A 20,461-nucleotide genomic window follows, 5' to 3' on the forward strand; every position below is an offset into this window, starting at 1 on the left:
TGCTTATGCTTGCTTAGTTTGCTTAATAGTTGGTGAAGCTTACTATGTAGACATGTGGGCTGTTCTCCAGAGTGTTAATTCCCGTCTCCACGACGTCGGCAGTCACTGATGGGGACGCTCAGCCTGGGCCCGGATCGAGTCCTCTCCACTGTTGGCCGCATGTCACCGGCGGAATCGTGGGAGGCGGCGATTGCGCAGGGTGGCGCTCGCACGCCGATGCCGGTGGAGTTGCAGAACGCGCTCGCGCTGCTACATGCCGAGATTGTGCAGGGCGAAGGTCGTCGGGCGCGGCTGTTCCGGCCGGTGAAAGGTCCACGGCGTATTCGATTGCCGCAGCGGCAGCCGCATGAGACCGGCATCCGGATCCTGCTGTCCCGGGACGGGCGGACCGCGTACGGACGCAGCGTCGGTCACCTGGGGCTGGAGGACCTGGTGCACTGCCACCCGATGCGGGACTTCTCCCGCCGACACGGCCAGCCAAACAAGCCGGTCGCCTTCTTCAGCCGCACCGTCGGCGACTTGATCTCGTGCGAGTCGCAGCACGAGCGACGGTTCGCGATCCTGGCGGACTGGAACGAGGATGTGGTGCACATTGCGGCGCAACCGTTCACGATCGATTTCCCGCCCGGACACGAGTTCGATTCGCACACACCCGACTTCGTCCTCATCGGTCGAAGCGGCATCGTCGTCGTCGTCGATGTGAAGTGGCCGTCCGCGGCTCTGACACCAGAGGCGGTGCGTCGTCATGCCGCCGTCGAGCAGGCCCTCCGGGTGGCGGGGATCCGCCATGTGGTGTGGACGGATGCGCCCTCGGTGGTGACCAGCAATCTGGCGCTGTTTGCGGCCGCGCGCGTCCCGCAGCAGATGCTGGCCCAGCTTGAGCCGGCCGTGCTCGCGGCCCGTCGTCCCGGCGTACGTGTGCGGGATCTGGTCGAGACGGTGACCCGTGGTGAGCAAGTCCCGGCGCCGGTCGTTTTGACCGTTGTGCGGCGGATGCTGTGGGAGCACCACCTGGACGCTGATCTGCTCACCCCGTTCAGCGCGGATTCGGTGCTGCTGTGAGCCCAAGTGACGTGCACTGGATCCGGCAGGGCATTGAGTTCGGGTGGCTGGGCGAACGGGCGGTGATCCGCAAGGTCGGGGCGATGGTCACCGTCTCAGACCTCGACGGTTCACGGGTACGCGAAGTGCCAGCGGCGGAGGTCGCCGCAGTGCTGCGTGGGGAGGGCGCCCCGGCAGATCTGGGGCACCTGCACGAAATCGAGAAACGCCTCTCCCCCGCCGCCCGGGCGCGGTTGACGGAGGATTCCGAGTTGCTGCACATCATGCTCACCGGCCGGCGCATCGACCAGCCGGATACCGACAAGCCACCCCGCGACCTGGACCCGGCCTACACCCCCCTGGGGGTGCGTCGGCGTCGGCTGGCGGTGCTGATGGCGCAGCAGCCGCGCACCAAAGGCAGCCGGAAAGGGTTCACGGTGACCGTCGACACGGAGATGCGGCGGTTGCAGCGGATCATGAAACGGTGGGAGGACGGCCAGAACCTGCTGGATGGACGGTACCAACGGCCGCGCAGCTGGCACACCCGGGACGAGGTGGTCGACGCGCTGCTCACCTTCTTGAACGACCACGCGCTGAAGTCGACGAAATCCGATACCGCCTTGGTGCGTGCATTCCAGATCCATTGCGCACGGGCGCTTCCCACCCTGGAACTGCCGTCGATCGCCACGTTGCGGCGACGCGTGAAGGAGCTGCGTGCCGGCTGGTCGCACCTGGGAGCCAGCGCCAAGAACCGGATCTCCGAACTCAACATCCCCGAATCCGCCGCACTGACCCGGTTGGCCACCCGTCCGGGCGAGCTTGTCCTGTTCGACACGACGACGTCGAATGTGTGGGTTCAAGATCCCCGAACACGCAAGAAGTTCCGGTTGGATGTCACCCTGGCCATTGACCTGGCCAGCCGGTGCATCGTCGGGATGGCGATCACCCACAGCACCACCAAGTTCGCGATCGGCCTGTGCCTGGCGGATGTGCTGCGACCAAAAACCGCGGCGCTGGCCGCCGAATGGGGCAGCGACACGGCGCAACCGTTCATCGGGAAACCCTCGGCGTTCGTCTCCTTCTACTCGACCGCGTTCCACCCGGAGGGAGTCGTGGTCGATAACGGCAAACCATACGTGTCCACCTACGTCACCGCGCAGATGGCCCGGCTTGGTATCCACTACGAACCGCAACGCTCCTACAGTCCCACCGACAAACCCCAAGTGGAACGAGTCTTCCGAACCGTCAAAGACATGTTCGAAGCGCAGATGCCCGGATTCACCGGCGGCTCCGTGCATGAGAAAGGGCAGAATCCGCAGAACGAGCAGCTGATGTCACCGAGCGAATTCGAGCGGCGCATGCGGCAGTGCATCGACTTGTACAACCACCGAACCCACGAGGGTCTGGTCCTGTACGACGACCCGTTCGCACGTCTGAGCCCGTACGTGATGTACGGCATCCTCGCCGCCCGGGCCGGGGCGATCCCCGACATCCACTACCAATACGACTGGGTCCGGTTCCTACCCTCCGTGACCGCGAAGATCTCCCCCAGCCGGGTGCGGGTGCGGCGGCTGAACTACACCAGCCCCCTTTTGCGGCGGATGCAGGGCGATCCGCTGGTGATGGAGACCGGAAGCCTCCGCGTGTTCTACGACCCGTTCGATCTGCGCATCACCTGGTGTTTCGAGGCCGACGGGACACTGCACCCGTTGCGGTGGCACTACCTCACCGACACGACCCCACGCTTCGGTGAGTTCCACACCAACCACGTGGTCGAGCAGTTCGCCGACAAGAAAATCAGCAGCCAGCAGGCCGAACGCGCTCTGGTGCAGATCTTCTCCGGCGCCTACGACGACGGACAGGCCCTCGAAGCCATCCGCCACGACGATCTCGCCGACGACCTGATGCGCACCAACGCCGGCCACCTCACCCAGACGGTGGCGATCGACGCCCCTGCCACGCTCGCCCTCCCACCGGCCGCCGGGTCCTCACCCGATTCCGCGCTCAGCCTCGTCGAGGACGAGCCGGAAGCCCACACCGCCCAGGCAGAACCGACCGTGATCGCGCCAGCACCGCCCCGCCGGCGTCGCGCGCTACGCCCGTACTCGCAGGACCGATTCTGATGCCGCCGACCGCCGAGCACACCGATCATTCTCATCTGCAATTGCTGACCGCGCGGGACCGGGAGTGGATCGACGAGGTCTTCGCCACCAACGTCCCCGACCCGGGCACCTGCACACCGGAACAGTTGGAGGTGATGGAACTCCGGGTGCGGGAGCGGTATCGCATGCAGCGCACCCGGTACTTGCGGATGATGCCGCTCCTGGAAACCCCGGTCGTCACCGACGTGATGAGCCGTCTGCGCTTGATGGCAAACTCTGCCATCGACTCGGACATGCACCAACAGGACATCCTCATCCTGAACGGTGAGCCAGGGGTGGGAAAGACCATGATCCTGCGTACCCACGCCGGCGATGAGATCCGCCGCCTCGCGCTCCACCGCAGCCTCGCCCTGGAAGACGGACACGCCCCACCACTGGCGACGTTCCGGCCGGTCCTTTACGTACACCTGCGCGGACCGATGACCCGCTTCGACCTGATGCGGCTGTTGTGCGACGCCCTCTCCTGGCCATCAGACACCAACCCGCAACGCGGCCTCGAACGAGCCATCCAACAATGCGGGGTGCAGCTGATCATCATCGACGAGATCCAGCATGTGAACTTCGACGGCAAGACCGGCCGCGACGTGCACAACATCATCCGCTGGATGTCCAACTTCGGGTTGCGTGTCATCCTCGCGGGCACCGACGTCGACTGGGTGCTGAACGGAGCAGGAACCCCCGCGGTCGAAGTGGCCGCCCGCAACTCCCGCGGGCGGTGGATCCGCGTCGAGGTCCCCAAACTCGAGGTGAGCACCCGACAGCAAAAAGAGAACTGGCTCGACCTTGTCTACGCGTTCGAATGCCGGCTCCGGCTCGCGAACGCCCCGACCAGCGACGGCTGGCTCACCGACCAGTTCGGGCTCTACATGTATGCGCGCACGCAGGGATACTTCAACTCGCTGGTGCTGATGATCAACCTGGCGGCGGCATACGCCATCGACACCGGCTCCGAGACGATCACCCGCACCATGCTCGACTCCATCGACCTGGAATACGAGGTCGAACGACAGCGCGTCCAACGGATGGCACTCTTCGACGCCGGCGCCTATCCGGTGATCTGCGAACCCTGATGAACGCCGCCGCCCCCGGCCGGCTTCTCGGCGCGCCGGTCACCCTGCACCAAGGTGAGTGGCTGCAGAGCGCGATCAGCCGGTGGGCGTGGGACATCTTCGGGGTCTCCCGCGGCGCGCTCATCGATGCCATGGGGCTTGCCCATTTTGGCGTGGAGATGATCTCCACCCTCGGCACCCGGCTGTATGCGGAACCCGCCCAGGCTCTGGCTTACGCCACAGGGCTCCCCCGGGCGCGCCTGCACGAGGCCACGATGGAGAGCCAGGATGGAAAACTGATCTGGCTCAACCGCACCCGTGAGGATCTCACCTCCGCTACCGTTCTCAAGGACGGAATGTGGACGTGGCAGGCCGGCACCCGCTACTGCCCCGACTGCCTCGCCGAGGCCCCGGGAGTGTTCCAGCTGATCTGGCGCAGCCCCTGGGTCTACGCCTGTCTCCTGCATAAACGGATCCTGCTCGACGCCTGCCCGGTGTGTCACCACGACCTGGTGGAGATGCGCAGCCGCAACCGCGACCCGTTCGATCCCTCCACCTGCCGGGCGAACATCGCTCCCGGAGGAGCGACCCGTCAAATCCACTGCCTGGCGGCACTGACCGAGACGTGGGATAACACCCCGATCCGACCTGATAGTGCCCCGTTCCGCGCCCAGCAGCACATTCTCACGGGACGCGGCGCGCCCGCTCAAAAGCAGTTGCTCTGGTTGCTGCAATCCGCTGCCACTGGTCTTCGCGGGGCGAAAGCGTTCCAGGAGATCGCAGAGCTCAGCGGCATGGACCCGGACTCGCTTGCCGGGTTGTTCGATGAGGAACCTCATGTGGGAATCAGTCCCCCTAAGAACGCGTACGCGATGGCGGCCCTGATCGGAGCCGCGTATACGCTCACCCACTCCGACGAATCGGCGGTAGCGCAGATCATCCGGTCGGCAACCTTCACCCGCCCGCCGGCACGGCCGCCCCGGGATGTCGGCTTCGGCCCCGGCAGCCCGCGCGAGCTCCTGGCGCGCTGGCCGCATGCGCCGACCGGGTTCCGGCAGCAAATCCTGCGATCCCTGGACCCGGACCTCACCACCGGTCAACGCATCCTTTGGGACACCGCCGGCTCCGGGGGCTCCGTCAGCACCCATGGCGGCCTCCGCGCGAACGGGGACAAACGCGCAACCGGAATTCCGCTCCTGCTGTGGCCGGAATGGTGCAGTCGGTTCGACCTGGACGGCCCGGTAATCGGGCCGACCCTGGCGGCGGCGTTGGCGACCGCCGTTCGCGCGGTCGGCACGGCAGAAACGGACCCGGACGAGACCCGGCTCGCGCGGGTGCTGCGGCCCCGCATGCTCGGGACGCCGGAGCAGACGGATCGGTTGCTGGCCGGGATCAGCGAACTCGCCGGCGTTATCGACCGGACCGACCCGATCATCAACTACCAACGCCGGCTTAGCCTGCCTGCGGCAGAGCTTCTCCCCCAGGAGCATTGGCGCCTTCTCGCCGAGAGCATCGCAGTGGCACCCGGTCACACACGCCTGCACCGGAATGCCCGCCGCTACCTCTGGCAGCGCCTGACACTCACGCCCATCCCACCCGAACTGCGCGCCGCAGCCCGGGATGATGCCGCCGAATACACCGTCTTCACCACCCGGATGACCGCGGAACTGCAGGCAGCGTTGGATCAGTACGGTGAAGCGTTCCTGCACAACCACGCCATCTACGAACCGGTAACCTGGTCACCGGAAACCGCGGCGACGCGAGTCTGGCCCGGAGCGGACATCCTGGACCTGGACCTCGAGCTGCTCCACAGTCTGCTTTCGGACGGGGTGTACACCCACCATCGCCTTCGCGATGCCCTTCGAATTCCGATCAGGCGCGTCCTGCGAGCGATCGACGCCGCGCCACCCTCCACCGGCAAAGCAGTCACCACGGCGGACTGGAGCACACTCCTCCCTCCAACGGGACCCGACGCTTCGCGGCGACCCCAGGGATCAGCGTCGCCGGGGAAGACTGGGGCGTCGTGATGGACATGCAGCACCGGACGAGCTCCTTGACGCCGGAGCAGGTGGACTACCTTCTTCGGTCCGGGGACTTCACGCCCGAGGAACTGGCTGAGGCACAGGCCAGCATTGCCCGAGGCGAACTAGCCGCCGAAGAAAATCTCACACGGCGGCAAGCAGTGGAGGCCTCGCTATCAGAGAATGAAACCGCCCGTCGGCTCATCATCAGTGACGACCAACTCACGCGACTCCGGACAGACGGTGACCTCTACGCGTTCCGACTCCATGGGAGGTTTCGCTACCCCCTGTGGCAATTCACGAACGAGCCGGGACGTCCGGTCCTCCCCCACCTCCGCCCTCTCAGCCATGCCTTCCCCCACGACTGGCACCCAGCGGGCGTTCTGGCATTCATGTCCACCCCTAAGTCCAGCACCCGAATCAATGGCGAACCCGTCACCCCCATCCAGTGGCTCATCGCGGGCGGCGACCCGAATCAGCTCGTCCACATCATCGAGAGCTTCCTTCAGTCCTGAAGGGCACAGAGCGCGGCCGTGCCCGTGAACAAGGCGGTCAACGCGCTCGCCTATGTCTTGGGATTACGGGCAAGATCACGGCGCCTCGGCGCGAGAAGGACTACGCCGATGTCGTCACGGCCGCCCTTTACATGATCATCCACCGCCACCTGGACGATTTCGAGAAGATGAGGGTTCGCGACATGGCGCTGGAGTTAGTCGGCCATGCGCCCGAACTCACGCCGGTTTTGGAAGGGATCTAACAGAATAGAACTCGCACATTCCAAGATCTTCGCAACGATTACGCTCAGTCGAATCAAAGCCCGAGTGGCACTCAGTTCGTTCTCGCCGTAACCCTTCGGACGCAGGTACCAGCCACAAGGAGAAGTCGAAGTAGATCGAATCAGCAGCATGGAACGTCGCGCGCCAGGTGCTCGGGGTCACCGGGCTCACGACCAGGCTTGTGCATCTTCGTGAGCCGGTCGACCCGTTGGTGCTCGCGTTTTGGTGCTGCCGCAATTGACCTGACTCTGCTTCCAGGTCCCGCATCATCGCATGGTGCCCCTGAAGGGACTCGAACCCCCAACCGTTTCCTTAGGACGGAACTGCTCTTCCATTGAGCTACAGAGGCTGGCCGTATGAGTATATCGGGGAGGCCAACACGGCTCCTAAGAATCCCGGCCGAGCCAATCGGGTCCGAGATTTGTGAGAACTCGTTCGTTCAAGCGATTCGCGACGTCGCTGAGGTCCTCTTCGAACAAGTCGGCATAGGTGTCTAGCGTCATTGCGGCCGACTTATGCCCGAGTATTCGTTGCAATGCCTTCACGTTCGCGCCGGCGCTGACCGCCAAACTAGCGGCTGTGTGTTTCAGGGCGTGCGGTGTCACGTGACCAACCCCGGCTTCACGCGACGCCTTCAACCACCATGATTGTCGGCCCTGTGCGGTGTCCGGACGATGCAGGAATCCGCCCTTCGAGTTCGGGAAGATGAGATCCGAGAGATTCTTACCGGTGGCTAACTCCGCCAGACCCGCGTCGAGGAAGGCGGGGAACGGCACCCAGCGCGCTTGCCAGCTCTTTGGCGTGCCGACGATTATCTGACCGTTCACCTCGGTGGCAGCCCGGCTAATTCGCAATCGGCGGCCCATAAGATCAACGTCGCGGACGGTAAGTGCAATGGCTTCGCCCCACCGGACTCCTGTGTACGCGAGCGTCAAGATCAAGGTGCTGCGCTGACGGTCCGCAACACAGCGTGCAAATCGAAAAACTTGTTCGTCCGTCAGATACGGTCGCCGCACAGCGACGTCTCGTCGTGGCATATTTGTGACGGCTCGGGCAGGATTCGATCTGATTCGGCCGTCGCGAACGGCAACGTCGAGAATGCCGGCGAGGATGCCCACGCTGCGAAACACGACGCTCGCCGACCGAGGCTTTCCCGCGTAGCTGCTGCGTACTCGATCAGTTACAGCCACGCCCTGGCCCAGCTCACGGATCCAGTTCTCTACGGCGGACGGTCTAACCTCGCCGATCGGAGTGGAGGCCCAGCGTGGTGCGACATAGACGCGCCACGCGGTCCGGATCGGCGCGAAACTCGACGGTTTGAGAGCTTGCTCCTTGTTCGCTAACCAGTCCGCCGCGAGCTCGAGAATCGTTATTCGCGCTTCTTCCGGAAGGCGTCCCTTCCGGACAACGGACCAAGCCTCGGCATCGACGACGTAGGCTCGCGCCTCCCGCATCGTTGGAAATCCGCGTCTCTCATGCTGGCGCCCGGACTCGTCGCGCCACCGAGCACGGTACCGTCGGCCTCTGGCGGCCTCGTATGCGCTAACGCTCCCCATGGCTGAATTGTTCTCCGACACGGCTTGGGTGCGGGAGGGTGACATTTGTCCCCTTCGACGGCAAGACGATCGCGAAGGACGGAGTCGTCCGCGGACGGCGAACGACACCGCGTCCTGGCATACGTCGTGAAGGACTGAGTCTGCGTCGCGATGAACCGCCGAGAGGTCCGATAGACCTTGGTGGGTGGTGGGTTTGGAGACTATCGGTGCTCGCCGTCGCAGACGGCGGGCCTCCACGCCGCCCCTTGTGACTTACCGCTGCCGCTAGGGGCTTTTGCGTGGAAGGCGCTCGGCGCCAGGACGGGACAGTCCCAGAGAAGCCATGGCCAGTCGCGTCGAGCGTCCCGAAGGCTCATCGGTCTTGTTCCTCGCTGCCACCCAACCCAAAGAACCGCTCGAAAAAGACGCCAAGCTTGTCGAGAACACGTTGTTTCTTTTCTGCGTGGCCACCGCCGGGCGCGAACCTCGAGACTGGCGGCAACACCTTCGTGATCTCCGTACCGGTAATCTTCACCTCACCGTCACGGAAGGCCGTTGCTATGAACGCGCGCGTCTCGTCAGGCCGAAGGTTTTCGTCCTCGATGATGGCGTCTAGCTCTGCGGCGCGCCGGGCAGCGACGTAAGCGGTCCACTGCTCGTCTATGTCGCCATTGGCAGAGATTGAATCGACGAAGTTCTCTACTAGGTCCTTCTTGTTGCGTAAGCTCGGGCTGGCGTCGATGGCATGCGAGATGTTCGCGCGAATTTCGCGGTCTTCGCCGTCACCCTTTGCCTCCCGATACTTCTGAACGAGCATCAGAATATAGTCGACGTTTATCTCAACCTGCTTGATCAGCTCAATCTCGAAGACGACGTCATCGACGATCGACTCCTTGACGCCGTCCTTGCCCTTCCGGAACTCGGCGTACAGATCGAGATACACGCTGCGATAGTCCTGCCCTTGCCGGTCGGTCAGGATCTCATTTCCGACGAAGTCGTCGAACGAGCTCAGGATGTTTTGCAAGCGCAGGATCTGACCGAACAGCGCGATGAAGGTCTTCTGTGCTGATTCGCCAACGATCGGGTGTCCGAGCGGGAAATGAGCGAGCAGCTCGTGCACCTTCTCTGAATATGTGTCGTAGTACTCGGCGTACGGCTTTAGAAGCACTATCCCTTTGGCATCCTTGTTGCCGAAGAGGGCAATGGCCTCGTTGGTTTCCTCTTCGAGGTCGCGAAAGCTGACGATATTGCCGTAAGTCTTGACCGAGTTGAGGATGCGGTTGGTCCGTGAGAAGGCCTGGATGAGTCCGTGATTAACCAGCCGCTTGTCGACGAAGAGCGTGTTCAGTGTGGTGGCGTCGAAGCCGGTCAGGAACATATTGACCACGATGGCGAGGTCGAGTTCCCGGTTCTTCAGTCGCAGCGACAGATCCTTGTAGTAGTTCTGGAACTTGTCTGACGAGGTGTCGAAGCTCGTGTTGAACATCGCGTTGTAGTCCTGGATCGCGGCCTCAAGGAAGTCACGTGACGACGGGTCAAGGTTGGCCGTCTCGAAGCCCTCGTCGTCGAGGTAGTTGTCGTCGACCGCTTCATTGGCAGCGTAGGAGTAGATGATGCCGATCTTGAGCCTTCGCTCCGGCGTCAGGTCCGCCTGCTGTTCCTGGAAACGAATGTAATAGCTCCTGGCAGCCTCGATCGATGCAGTCGCGAACAGCGCATTGAAGCCGTGGACTCGACGCTCCCCCAGCGTGTAGTGCTCTCCGCGGCGGGTCTTTTGATCGAAATGCTCCAGCGTGTAGTCCACGACTTTGCTGAGGCGTTCGTGCGCGAGGAGCGCCCTCTCAGTGTCAATCGCAGATACCTGAGCATCAGTGACTGCGCCCACCTGGACCGTGTTGACGTAGTCGATACGGAACGGCAAGACGTTCTTGTCGCTGATGGCGTCGACGATCGTGTACGCGTGGATCGCCATTTGGTGGCTCTCGGGCGGGCAGTTCTTGGGGTTTCCGTGCAGGAAGCAGCCGAAGGCTTGGGCGGTCGTGCGCAGCTTTGGGTTACCGCTCGCGCCCGCATTGATAGCGAATATCGGAGTGCCCGTGAATCCGAATAGGTTGTATCGCTTGAACGACTTGGTGATCGCCGTGTGCATGTCACCGAACTGAGAGCGATGGCATTCATCGAAGATGAGCACGACGTGACCGTCGAAGATGACGTGACCTTTGTTAGCCGGCGCACTGACGAAGGTCGCGAGCTTCTGGATCGTTGTGATGATGATTCGTGCGTTCGGGTCCTCGAGCTGCTTCTTGAGCACCGCGGTTGAGGTGTTCGAGTTGGCAGCACCCTTCTCGAAGCGGTCGTACTCACGCATTGTCTGGTAGTCGAGATCCTTGCGGTCGACGACGAAAAGTACCTTTTCGACGCTAGGTATCCGACTGGCCAGCTGGGCAGCCTTGAAGCTCGTTAGCGTCTTGCCTGAACCGGTCGTGTGCCAGACGTAGCCGCCGGCCTTGAGCGTGCCGAGCTGCTGGTAGTTGGCAGAGGTCTCGACGCGGTTGAGGATCCGCTCCGCGGCGACGATCTGATACGGGCGCATCACGAGCAGCATGCGATCGGCGGTGAGCACGCAGTACTTGGTGAGGATGTTCAGAAGAGTGTGGCGGGCGAAGAAGGTCTTGGCGAACGCCGAGAGGTCCTGAATTGGCTGGTTCAGGGCGTCGGCCCACCAAGAGGTGAACTCGAACGAGTTGCTCGTCTTGCGCGTCCGCTTCTTACCCTTCAGATCCTCAACATGCTGACGCCGCGTGGTGTTGCTGTAGTACTTGGTCAGCGTGCCGTTGCTGATGACGAAGAGCTGAACGTACTCGAACAGGCCCGAGCCGGCCCATAGGCTGTCGCGCTGGTACCGGTCGATCTGATTGAAGGCTTCTCGAATGTCAACGCCGCGGCGCTTGAGCTCGATGTGCACCATCGGGAGCCCGTTGACGAGGACCGTGACGTCGTACCGGTTGCCGTACTTAGCGCCACCCTCATGAGCAGCAAGCTCATATTGGTTGATCACCTGCAAGCGATTGTTATGGACGCTTTTCTTGTCGATGAGACTGATGTTCTTCGTCGTACCATCGTCACGCTTCAAGGTCTGAATGTGGTCATCTTGGATGCGGACGGTCTTTTCCGCTATGCCGTCGTTGGCGGCAGCGATCTTTGTCGTGAAGAACTGCTCCCACTCGGTCTCGCTGAACGTGGTGCGATTGAGCGCCTCGAGCTGCGTCCGCAGGTTCGCGACGAGCTGCTCCTCGCTGGTGATCGGAAGGTATTCGTATGCCTGTGACTGCAGGAGCTTGATGAATTCCTTTTCTAACTCGGCTTCGGACTGGTAAGCAGTCGAATCGCCCCCATCGGCAACATACTCGGCAACGACCGTGCTATCGGCGCTGAGCGCGATCGGGGCGTACTGACGAGGACGGGTATCACTCATGACGCAAGCTCCTCGAACGTAAGCAGGCGGTCACGGTAGTACTCGCGCTGGGTGCGGCGGCCGACGATTTCACGATGAACACCGCTGCAAAGTTCGGCGTTGAGTGTATCGAGCTCGCCAAGGGTGGCGACGATAGCCTCTTGATCCTCAATTGGGTGAACCGGAATGAGGACTCGCGAGAGAATGTCATCGTTCAGGCTGACCCGCGTAGAGAGGATGGCCATCCGCGCAATCTGCGTTCTGAAGAGCTCAGAGCGGAAAAAATACGCGGCAAACTGCGGATCGATGATGCCCTTCACTTTAGGGCGCAACCGCTTTGTAAACCCGTTGAAGGTCGCCGTCGGATAGTCCCGGAGCGCGGCGCAACTAGTACCAAGGCCTTCGAGGTCTTCACTTGTCCGGGTAACGAAGACATCGCCGGCCTTGATCGAGTAGCGAGCTTGCTCGGCTTCTGTCGAGTTGACGAGATCAGGCAGCTCAGAGGGAACAACGGCGTTGTTGAAGACCGTCTTGAAGGAGAGAAACGGATGGCCAAAGCCGAACTGATCGCCGCTCTTCGAAAGACCGGAAGACGGATCGTAAAGCTTACCCACAGGCGTCCAATTTTCTCTGTCCGTTGCCGGCCCTGTCAGGAGGGAGTCACGGTAGTGCGCGAACTGGAGACGACGGACGTCGAGCTCACGGCGTAACTCTGCTGCAAGCGACTCCTCCTGTGAACTGAATTTATCCAGGATCCTGACTACCTCCCGCTGTATTTCGAGGTGCGGAACGGGAATCCGATAGGCACGAATGGCGGCGTCCGAAATGGACGGATAATTGCCGGGAACCTGGTTCGCTTCTATGTAGCGGCGAAACGTATCCGTGCCGAGAATGTGGGCCAAGAAGTTCGTCAGCACCTCAGACGTGTTCGGACGGAGCACACAGTAGCCGGTACTGGCAATCTGCCCGTCGTACTCTGATGGGATCACCGCCCAGCGCATCTGCGCGGGCCGCGTCGTCGCAAAAATCACATCCCCGCGAAGCACGATCTGCCTCGCGCGACTGGGGGCATCCTTCGCTGTGACAACGTCGGTGTCGCCGATCCTGTGTGTGACACGGTCGACCGACGAGAGATCGATGTACTGGAACGCCCTGTCACCGGTGTCCGACCATCTGATGTTCGATCCTTTTGCGGTCACGTCTCCGATGGCCTTGAATCTCACGCCATTCGGCGCGAGCTGACGGATCAGTTCCTCGACCTCGCTCATGACGTGACTCCCTCAGACGCGATCTGCCCGATGTCATCAACGGCCCACCCGAGCGCCTCGATCGCCTTGGCGTACTCGTTGTCCTTGTTGACCTGATCGACGACACCAAGCACCAGCTGTCGACATGGCGCGTACTTGGCCAGGGCCACTTCCTCGTCGGATTGCCCATGGATGACGTCACTCAGTTCGCCAAAAAGCTTGTAACCGCTGCCCGAGAAGCGAAGCGGAATGATGTTGCGCTTCTGGTTAACCTCCTGAAGCACGTCTTTGAAGGGCCGGCGCTTGCCCCTTGCGGTGTGGATCGGAACTTCCGCGATGTCGGCAACCTGATGAGTCACCAACTCGAATATCTTGCGGAGGTAAATCATCGAGCCGGCGCCCAGGCCGAGTTCGAAGGCCATCTGGGCACGCGTCAGAAGATCGGCGAAGGGCCCCGTGTCTGACTGGACTCGGTCTGCCCGGTCGTGCAGGTTCTCGGTATAGCGCTCGACGCGAACGAGTGGTGCAGAGGAGTAGAAGTCATCTTCGGCAGCGACGAGAAACCACGCCTCCACAGTGCTCGCACAGCTCGAGCACCTGAGAGTGACGTCGATGCTGAGTAGCCTCTCTCCGACCACCAAACAAGAAAGCCGGGCACTTGAAAGAAACGTTCGGGTCCCTGCACAGCTTCTGCATCGGAAGTTAAGCGCTACCTGACCGGCCCGAATCGTCGTAGTCCGCCCCCAGCCAAGCGGGCGGTCACCGAAGAGGAAGCGATCGACCCGCGACTCCGCACGCTCGGGCGCCGCGGAGAGCAGATCAGACAGCAGCATTTCCGCTCGCTTCCAGATGAGCGACGATCTCATCGATGGCCGCCCGAAGCTCACCTTGGCGACTAGTGATCTGGATGAGTTCCGCGTTGAGGCTTTGAATGTCGACTTCCTCGCGGGTGTCTTTGCCCTCGACGTACGAAGTCACTGAGATGTTGTAGCTGTTGGCCGCGAGATCGGCATTCGAGACAACCTTGGCGAAGTGATCCACGTCTTCACGCGCTACGAACGCATCGAGGATCGCTTTCTGGTTAGCCGTGCTGAGCTTGTTCTTGTTGCCGGGGCGAGTCACCTCATCGGTCGCATCGATAAACAGGACAGAGTTGTCCTTCTTCGACTTCTTGAGCACGAGGATGCAGGTAGCGATCGTTGTGCCGAAGAAGAGGTCTGGTGGCAGCTGGATCACTGCATCGACGTAGTTGTTCTCGATGAGGTACTTGCGGATCTTCTGCTCGGCGCCGCTCCGGTACATGACGCCAGGAAACTCAACGATGGCGGCTGTCCCGTCAACGGCGAGCCAACTGAGGATGTGCATGGTGAATGCAAGATCTGCCTTGCTCTTTGGTGCCAGGACGCCGGCGGGCGCGAAGCGTGGATCGTTGATAAGGAGCGGGTTGGCATCCCCCTCCCAGTTGATCGAGTAAGGGGGGTTCGAGACGATTGCCTCAAACGGCTCGTCATCCCAGTGCGCCGGCTCGACGAGGGTGTCACCATGCGCGAGGTTGAACTTCTCGTAGTTCACGTCGTGCAGGAACATGTTGATGCGGGCGAGGTTGTAGGTTGTGAGGTTGATCTCCTGGCCGTAGAAGCCCTGGCGGACGTTCTCCTTACCTAGCACCTTGGCGAACTTAAGCAGCAGTGAGCCCGAGCCGACGGCGGGGTCGTAAACCTTATTCACCGACTTCTTGCCTACGACCGTGATGCGCGCGAGCAGCTCCGACACTTCCTGAGGCGTGTAATACTCGCCACCGGATTTGCCGGCGTTCGCCGCGTACATCTGCATTAGATACTCGTACGCGTCACCGAAGGTATCTATGGCGTGACTGTCGAAGTCGCCGAGGTTGAGGTCGCCAATAGCGTTGAGCAGTTTTACCAGCTTCTCGTTGCGTCGAGCAACGGTATTTCCAAGCTTGGCGCTGTTAACGTCAAGGTCGTCGAATAGGCCTTTAAGGTCGTCTTCCGAGTCCGTACCCATCGCCGAACCCTCGATGTTGCCGAAGATCCGCTCGAGCGTCTCATTAAGGTTCTCATCATCGGCGGCGCCTTCACGGACGTTGACGAAGAGCTCGCTCGGGAGGATGTAGAAGCCCTTCTCTGCGACCGTCTCCTTTCGACCGAACTCTGCGTTTTCGTCGCTCAGCTTGACGTAGTCGAAGCTCTCGTCACCAGCCTTGCGTTCGCCCTCATTGATGTAGTTCGCGAGGTTCTCCGAGATGAACCTGTAGAAGAGAATGCCCAAAACATAGCTTTTGAAGTCCCACCCGTCGACGGAACCGCGAAGGTCGTTTGCGATGCGCCAGATTGTCCTATGGAGTTCAGCGCGCTGCGCTTCCTTCGTCGTGGGTGCCATGCTTTGTTCTCCTGCGCAACGACGTGTGTCATCTTGCTTTGTTCGATTGGTCTCCCTCACCGTACTAGGGAGCGCAGACCTCGAACCCTGCGCCACGCAGCTCGCGAGTGGCGACTACCCTGCCACGGGGCCGTGTTCGATCCGAGCAACAGACGGTGACGCGTGATGATCGGCGTGGCCCACGATCGTGGGCTTGCGCCCGGACGTGTTCAACCGACATGCTGGCAATCGTTTCAGGCGGGAACGCGCGCGGATGGGCGGGGCAACTAGCGATGGGTCTATTCGACAATCTCGGTTCCTCGTCACCAACAAAACGGATCATCGAACCGGTGCGGCTGTTCCGCGCTCTGCCGAACCGTGAAGATCGGTTCGTCGCGCCGAGAGACATTCAGGCGGAAGTGTGGGACGCGTGGTTCAAGCGCCGGACCGAACACGACCTCATTCTCAAAATGAACACCGGCAGCGGTAAGACAGTCGTCGGACTTCTGATCCTGCTGAGCTCCCTCAATGAAGGAGTTGGACCCGCGGTCTACCTGGTCCCTGATCGTCACCTGCAGCGGCAAGTCGTCCGCACAGCCGAAGCGCTTGGTGTCCCGGCCACCACAGAGTTTGACGACCCGGGCTTCCGCCGTGCGGAAAGCATCCTGATCGTCACTGTGGCCAAACTCATCAACGGTCGTTCCCGCTTCGGTATCCGTGGAGCGCCCGGGGTCCGACCGCTACAGCTCGGCGCTCTTGTGGTCGACGATGCTCACTCCAGCATTCCCTTTGTCGAGGACCAGTTCTCGATGACCATCCCTGCAGGTGAAACGTACAGGGCGATTCGCGATCTTTTCGCGGACGATATCAAAGACCAGTCTCTGTCCGGGTGGAACGAGATCCGGGCGGGCGCCGGATCAGCTGTGGTTCCGATCCCGTACTGGAGCTGGCAGGCAAAGCTCGATCGCGCGGCAGCGCTCCTCGCCGGTCAAGCCTCGGACGACGAGAATCAGTTCCGGTGGCCGTTGCTGAAGGACCATCTTGAGCTGTGTGACGTTGCCATTACCCCCACGGAACTTGAGATCGCGCTGCCCACACCCTATCTGGACGCTGTCCCAAGCTTCACTGGTGCTCAACGACGGATTTACATGACCGCGACACTCGCAGATGACTCGGTCGTGGTGTCGCGCCTCGGCGCCGACCCCGCCACGGCCTTGACTCCCGTGACCCCCGCGGATGCGTCGGACCTTGGCGACCGAATGATTCTGACGCCGCTACAGACCAGCCGTTCCGTATCGATCAGCGACCTGCAACTGTCGATGGTGGCGTTCGCGCGCTCGTACAACGTTGTGGTCATCGTGCCGTCACGATTCCGCGCAAAATCGTGGGAGCCGTACACAACCGAAATTCACCGCGCCGACACAATCTCGGCCTGCGTCGATCGTCTTGAAAGCGGACACGTCGGCCTGGTGGTTTTCGTGGCCAAATACGACGGCGTCGACCTTCCCGGGAATGCATGCCGAATTCTGGTTATCGATGGTCTGCCAGAGCGATACTCGCCGTTGGAACGTGTAGAAGCGGCGGCCCTGGGCGACACCGACGTGATCCGTACGAATCAGATCCAACGTATTGAACAGGGAATGGGGCGAGGTGTTCGCTCGGCGACGGATTTCTCTGCGGTGATCCTGCTTGACCCGCGCCTAGTTCAGCGGCTTGATTTGCGTGCAGACCTTGACGTTCTCAGTCCTGGTACTCGGGCGCAGATTGCACTCTCACGTGAGCTCGAACCTGCATTGAAAGGTCAGCCGATGGCGCGGTTCGATGACGCGATCCGCGACTTCCTGAACCGGGATCCTGCATGGACAGGGCCGGCGAAATCTGTCCTCGACGCGCTCCCGTACCCTCCGCCTGCACCGCTTCCGGCGTACGTCCTGGCCGAACGAGAAGCGTTCGAATTCGCAACGATGGGGCGATTCCTACAAGCCGGCGAGCGTCTCCTCGCTGGCATCGATGAGGTTGACGATGCGTGGCTGCGTGGTTGGTTGAAACAGCGTGCCGCCTCTTACCTGCAGCATGTTGACGCCAATAGAGCCAGGGATATTCAGCGCAGCGCGCTCATCGACAACAACTTCATTCTTCATCCTGCGCTTGATGTTACGGTCCCCAGGCTCACGCTCGCGGGTCAGCAAGCAGCGCTTGCTACCGCGTACCTGGATCACACGTTTAGCGATGCTCGGTCCCTCGAGATCCACGTCGAAGCCGTCCTCGCTGACCTAACCCCTGCGCCAGTTCCCGGGACGCACAAAGCGTTCGAGAAGGCCGTGCAGGAGCTCGGGCAACTCTTGGGTTTCGGATCGGCCCGTCCCGACAATGACTACCGGGTGGGCCCGGATAACCTGTGGGCAACTGGAAATGACCATTACATGGTCATCGAGTGCAAGAGTGAGGCAGTGTCCACTCGCATCAGCCGAAGCGAACTCGAGCAGCTATCGCATTCTGTGGACTGGTTCGACAGCGAGTACTCGGAGCCCCGATACACCGCTACCCCAGTACTGATCCACCCTTCGCGCACGCCGTTCGCGGACGCGATTCCACGCCAAGGTGCCCGAGTACTAACGTTCGAGAAACTGGCCGAACTGCGTGATGCGGCCCGAGACTGGACACAGGCGCTCACAGTCGACGCCGCTTTCAAGGACGAGTCCAAGGTCAAGGCAGCCCTGGCACAATTCGGATTTCTCGGCAGCCAGTTCGAAAGCCGCTGGACTCAACCGCCGCTCCCATCAACCTGAGCCAAGGGGGATGCAACTCCCGACGGTCCATCTGCGTCGGGCGGCGCGCCCGACTACTACTCGTTATCCGCGTGGGCAGAATGTCAACCATGAGGTGGCATCGCCGAAGCTTCGAAAACCTCGAACGATCTGACGTCGTTGAGTTCTACCCCAATGGGGTCGACCCAAACAATGACGACTCCGCGGATCCCTGGCTTGGTGGGCCGGTGGAGATTCACACCGAACCCGAATCACCAGGGCCGCTAGATGGGGCGCCTGCTGGTCAGATGGTGAGAGCAGGTTCCCAGTCCTATCGTGTCCGATCGGACGCATACACTCCTTGGATCCGTGAGGGCGGATACAGGGTCGATCGGTTGCGTTAGAGCAATCGAACGTTGGATATGGAGCGGTTAATGAGGTCAGCCAAAAACGCGCGTGACCGCTACAGCCGCGTAGCGGATTGGGCTGTGCCTTTCGCAGACCAGCTCAGGTACGCAGGCATGACGATACGGACGCCACTTAGCTGCTCGTTCGATTCTGGGGCACGCTCCTCGACAGGACCGTTTCCAATCTGTGGGGCAGAGGCCCTGGCGAGTATCGCTAGGACGCGAAATCCCGCATAGATCCGATCGTGCGCGCGTACCCTACGCGTTTCTAGCGATCATGGAGCGTACGAAGCGCTGGGTCTTGAGCCAATCTGAAACGTCCCCTAGCGCCTGGTCTGGAAGCACCCAATCGCTTGGCATGGCCACGAATGAACGCGCGGCATAGATCGTGCGTTGGTTCACCTGCTGCGCGGAGACGTACTTCCGCACGCTACCGGCGTGAAGGTGGATAGCTACCTGAGGCGTGAGTGGGATCGTGAATGCCGATGCCTGATGTTGGGGGACGCCAACTCCGTGCTTCGCCCAATTCTTTTCCGTGGAGCCGTAGCGGTCAGCGTGCTTCGCGGCGACGCCAAACTGCGCCGCAAAGCCATCTGAGACGAGAAGACGTGGTCGCTCGTAGCGCATGACATCCCATCGAAGACTCCTCAGCACACTCACCATAGGGTCCCACTGGTCTTTCGGGTCGCCCAGTGCTTCTTTCGATGCCTCCCACGCCGAAAGCACGCGGTATGCCGTGACATTCAGGATCGCCGTCTGGACTTCGAGGTCCGTTCCCGTCCCGCCATCCGCTGGAACCCGCGTCTTGAGGTAGCCCATGAGGGCTCTGCTGCGGTTGAACTGCAGGCTCGCTAGCCAGGGAAGGGTTGGGAATTCGTCAGGCGAAATCGTCAGATCGCGCGAGGTCACAATCGTGGCGATCTCTCCGGCTGCGGCGCCTTCGAGCCGCGACATCCACTGCTCAAGGAATTCGCGGTCGACAGTGCCATCGAACGCAATCCTGTCGTGCCCACCCTTCACCTGGCCAACGCCCGCGGTCTTAGAGATGTAGCTCGCGTCGCGATCAATCGCGAACACGCGCAGGTTGCCGTCGGGCCCCCTGAAATTCCGTAGAAGCATTTGCGGCACGAAGTGATGCTTCCTGGGCGACGACACGTTGCCAGTATGACGAATCCCGGTCAGCCGAGCCATAAGCGGACGGCGGCCCCTCCGGGTGGTCGGTGCCGCCGCGGGAGCACCTGTGACACCAGCACAGCTGATCCACGAGCGGCCGCATACAAGAGGGGAACGCGGCCGCACAAGCAGCAAGTCGCAGCCAGCGCCTCAATGCCGCGCATAGATGTAGAGAAGGCCGCCTTCAAAGCAATGCAACCAACCAACCGTTCACACAGCACAGAAAGGCATACCGTGAACTTCGATACCCTCATCCGCTTCATCCGCTTGGTCCACAACAACCTGGACATCCTCGGGGCCGCAGCCCTCGGCTACCTCGTGCTCGGCTTCGGCGTCGGATACGTCCTGCACCAGCAGCACACGTTCGGCGGCTTCGGCGGCGGTTTCGCCGTGGCGACCGTCGTCTACGCGAGCGGAATCACGCTTCTCTGGCTGCTCAAGACCAGGTAGCGAGTTGGCATCAGTCCGAG

The 20,461-nt window shown here is 61.7% G+C and carries 13 protein-coding genes and 1 tRNA gene; 7 read left to right on the forward strand and 7 right to left on the reverse strand.

All coding sequences use genetic code 11. The annotated features are described in order from the left end of the window. Positions 1-159 precede the first annotated feature (159 nt). From LLS1_RS00710 to LLS1_RS00730, 5 genes are read left to right on the forward strand one after another with little or no spacing between them, the layout of a single operon-like run. The gene (locus tag LLS1_RS00710; RefSeq protein ID WP_226653153.1) at positions 160-1,062 is read left to right on the forward strand and encodes a TnsA-like heteromeric transposase endonuclease subunit; all 903 of its coding nucleotides are present in this window, start codon (positions 160-162) and stop codon (positions 1,060-1,062) included. Beyond that, on the forward strand, positions 1,059-3,164 hold the full coding sequence (locus LLS1_RS00715; protein WP_226653154.1) for a Mu transposase C-terminal domain-containing protein: 2,106 nt from the start codon (positions 1,059-1,061) through the stop codon (positions 3,162-3,164). The genes LLS1_RS00710 and LLS1_RS00715 overlap by 4 nt, the downstream gene beginning before the upstream one ends. After that, on the forward strand, positions 3,164-4,273 hold the full coding sequence (locus tag LLS1_RS00720) for an ATP-binding protein (protein ID WP_226653155.1): 1,110 nt from the start codon (positions 3,164-3,166) through the stop codon (positions 4,271-4,273). Before LLS1_RS00715 ends, LLS1_RS00720 begins: the two co-directional genes overlap by 1 nt. Continuing rightward, complete coding sequence (locus tag LLS1_RS00725; RefSeq protein ID WP_226653156.1) at positions 4,273-6,279, forward strand: TniQ family protein; 2,007 nt, start codon at positions 4,273-4,275, stop codon at positions 6,277-6,279. The genes LLS1_RS00720 and LLS1_RS00725 overlap by 1 nt, the downstream gene beginning before the upstream one ends. Beyond that, entirely contained in the window at positions 6,276-6,788 is a 513-nt protein-coding gene (locus tag LLS1_RS00730; protein ID WP_226653157.1) for a hypothetical protein, read from the forward strand. The genes LLS1_RS00725 and LLS1_RS00730 overlap by 4 nt, the downstream gene beginning before the upstream one ends. Positions 6,789-7,323: 535 nt before the next feature. On the opposite strand, the gene LLS1_RS00735 is transcribed toward LLS1_RS00730, so the two are convergent. The 6 genes from LLS1_RS00735 to LLS1_RS00760 form a co-directional block, all read right to left on the reverse strand. Further along, a tRNA-Arg gene (locus tag LLS1_RS00735) sits at positions 7,324-7,398 on the reverse strand. A 37-nt stretch (positions 7,399-7,435) separates the two neighbouring features. Then, positions 7,436-8,503 (reverse strand): site-specific integrase, encoded by a 1,068-nt coding sequence (locus LLS1_RS00740; RefSeq protein WP_226653158.1) that lies wholly within the window; start codon positions 8,501-8,503, stop codon positions 7,436-7,438. A gap of 454 nt (positions 8,504-8,957) precedes the next feature. Further along, positions 8,958-12,059: a type I restriction endonuclease subunit R gene (locus tag LLS1_RS00745; protein ID WP_226653159.1), complete on the reverse strand. Its 3,102-nt coding sequence runs from the start codon at positions 12,057-12,059 to the stop codon at positions 8,958-8,960. Further along, on the reverse strand, positions 12,056-13,306 hold the full coding sequence (locus LLS1_RS00750; protein WP_226653160.1) for a restriction endonuclease subunit S: 1,251 nt from the start codon (positions 13,304-13,306) through the stop codon (positions 12,056-12,058). Before LLS1_RS00750 ends, LLS1_RS00745 begins: the two co-directional genes overlap by 4 nt. Continuing rightward, the gene (locus tag LLS1_RS00755; RefSeq protein WP_226653161.1) at positions 13,303-13,860 is read right to left on the reverse strand and encodes a hypothetical protein; all 558 of its coding nucleotides are present in this window, start codon (positions 13,858-13,860) and stop codon (positions 13,303-13,305) included. The genes LLS1_RS00750 and LLS1_RS00755 overlap by 4 nt, the downstream gene beginning before the upstream one ends. A gap of 244 nt (positions 13,861-14,104) precedes the next feature. Further along, positions 14,105-15,685 carry a type I restriction-modification system subunit M gene (locus LLS1_RS00760; protein WP_226653162.1) on the reverse strand — a complete coding sequence of 527 codons (1,581 nt, stop codon included), beginning with the start codon at positions 15,683-15,685 and terminating at the stop codon, positions 14,105-14,107. Between the two features lie 218 nt (positions 15,686-15,903). Between LLS1_RS00760 and LLS1_RS00765 the strand changes: the two genes are divergently transcribed. Continuing rightward, on the forward strand, positions 15,904-18,453 hold the full coding sequence (locus LLS1_RS00765) for a DEAD/DEAH box helicase (RefSeq protein ID WP_226653163.1): 2,550 nt from the start codon (positions 15,904-15,906) through the stop codon (positions 18,451-18,453). 623 nt (positions 18,454-19,076) lie between these two features. Here the strand turns inward: LLS1_RS00765 and LLS1_RS00770 are convergent. Next, positions 19,077-19,973 carry a DUF4238 domain-containing protein gene (locus LLS1_RS00770; RefSeq protein WP_226653164.1) on the reverse strand — a complete coding sequence of 299 codons (897 nt, stop codon included), beginning with the start codon at positions 19,971-19,973 and terminating at the stop codon, positions 19,077-19,079. 252 nt (positions 19,974-20,225) lie between these two features. Between LLS1_RS00770 and LLS1_RS00775 the strand changes: the two genes are divergently transcribed. Then, positions 20,226-20,441 carry a hypothetical protein gene (locus LLS1_RS00775; RefSeq protein WP_226653165.1) on the forward strand — a complete coding sequence of 72 codons (216 nt, stop codon included), beginning with the start codon at positions 20,226-20,228 and terminating at the stop codon, positions 20,439-20,441. The last annotated feature ends 20 nt before the right edge of the window (positions 20,442-20,461 follow it).

Source organism: Leifsonia sp. LS1, assembly GCF_020521355.1.
Lineage (GTDB): Bacteria > Actinomycetota > Actinomycetes > Actinomycetales > Microbacteriaceae > Leifsonia.

Excerpts from the sequence above, each read along its gene's own strand:
- LLS1_RS00760 (WP_226653162.1), bottom strand. The coding sequence starts at position 15,685 with ATGGCACCCACGACGAAGGAAGCGCAGCGCGCTGAACTCCATAGGACA.
- LLS1_RS00725 (WP_226653156.1), top strand. The coding sequence starts at position 4,273 with ATGAACGCCGCCGCCCCCGGCCGGCTTCTCGGCGCGCCGGTCACCCTG.
- LLS1_RS00750 (WP_226653160.1), bottom strand. The coding sequence starts at position 13,306 with ATGAGCGAGGTCGAGGAACTGATCCGTCAGCTCGCGCCGAATGGCGTG.
- LLS1_RS00765 (WP_226653163.1), top strand. The coding sequence starts at position 15,904 with ATGCTGGCAATCGTTTCAGGCGGGAACGCGCGCGGATGGGCGGGGCAA.
- LLS1_RS00720 (WP_226653155.1), top strand. The coding sequence starts at position 3,164 with ATGCCGCCGACCGCCGAGCACACCGATCATTCTCATCTGCAATTGCTG.
- LLS1_RS00710 (WP_226653153.1), top strand. The coding sequence starts at position 160 with ATGTCACCGGCGGAATCGTGGGAGGCGGCGATTGCGCAGGGTGGCGCT.
- LLS1_RS00740 (WP_226653158.1), bottom strand. The coding sequence starts at position 8,503 with ATGCGGGAGGCGCGAGCCTACGTCGTCGATGCCGAGGCTTGGTCCGTT.
- LLS1_RS00745 (WP_226653159.1), bottom strand. The coding sequence starts at position 12,059 with ATGAGTGATACCCGTCCTCGTCAGTACGCCCCGATCGCGCTCAGCGCC.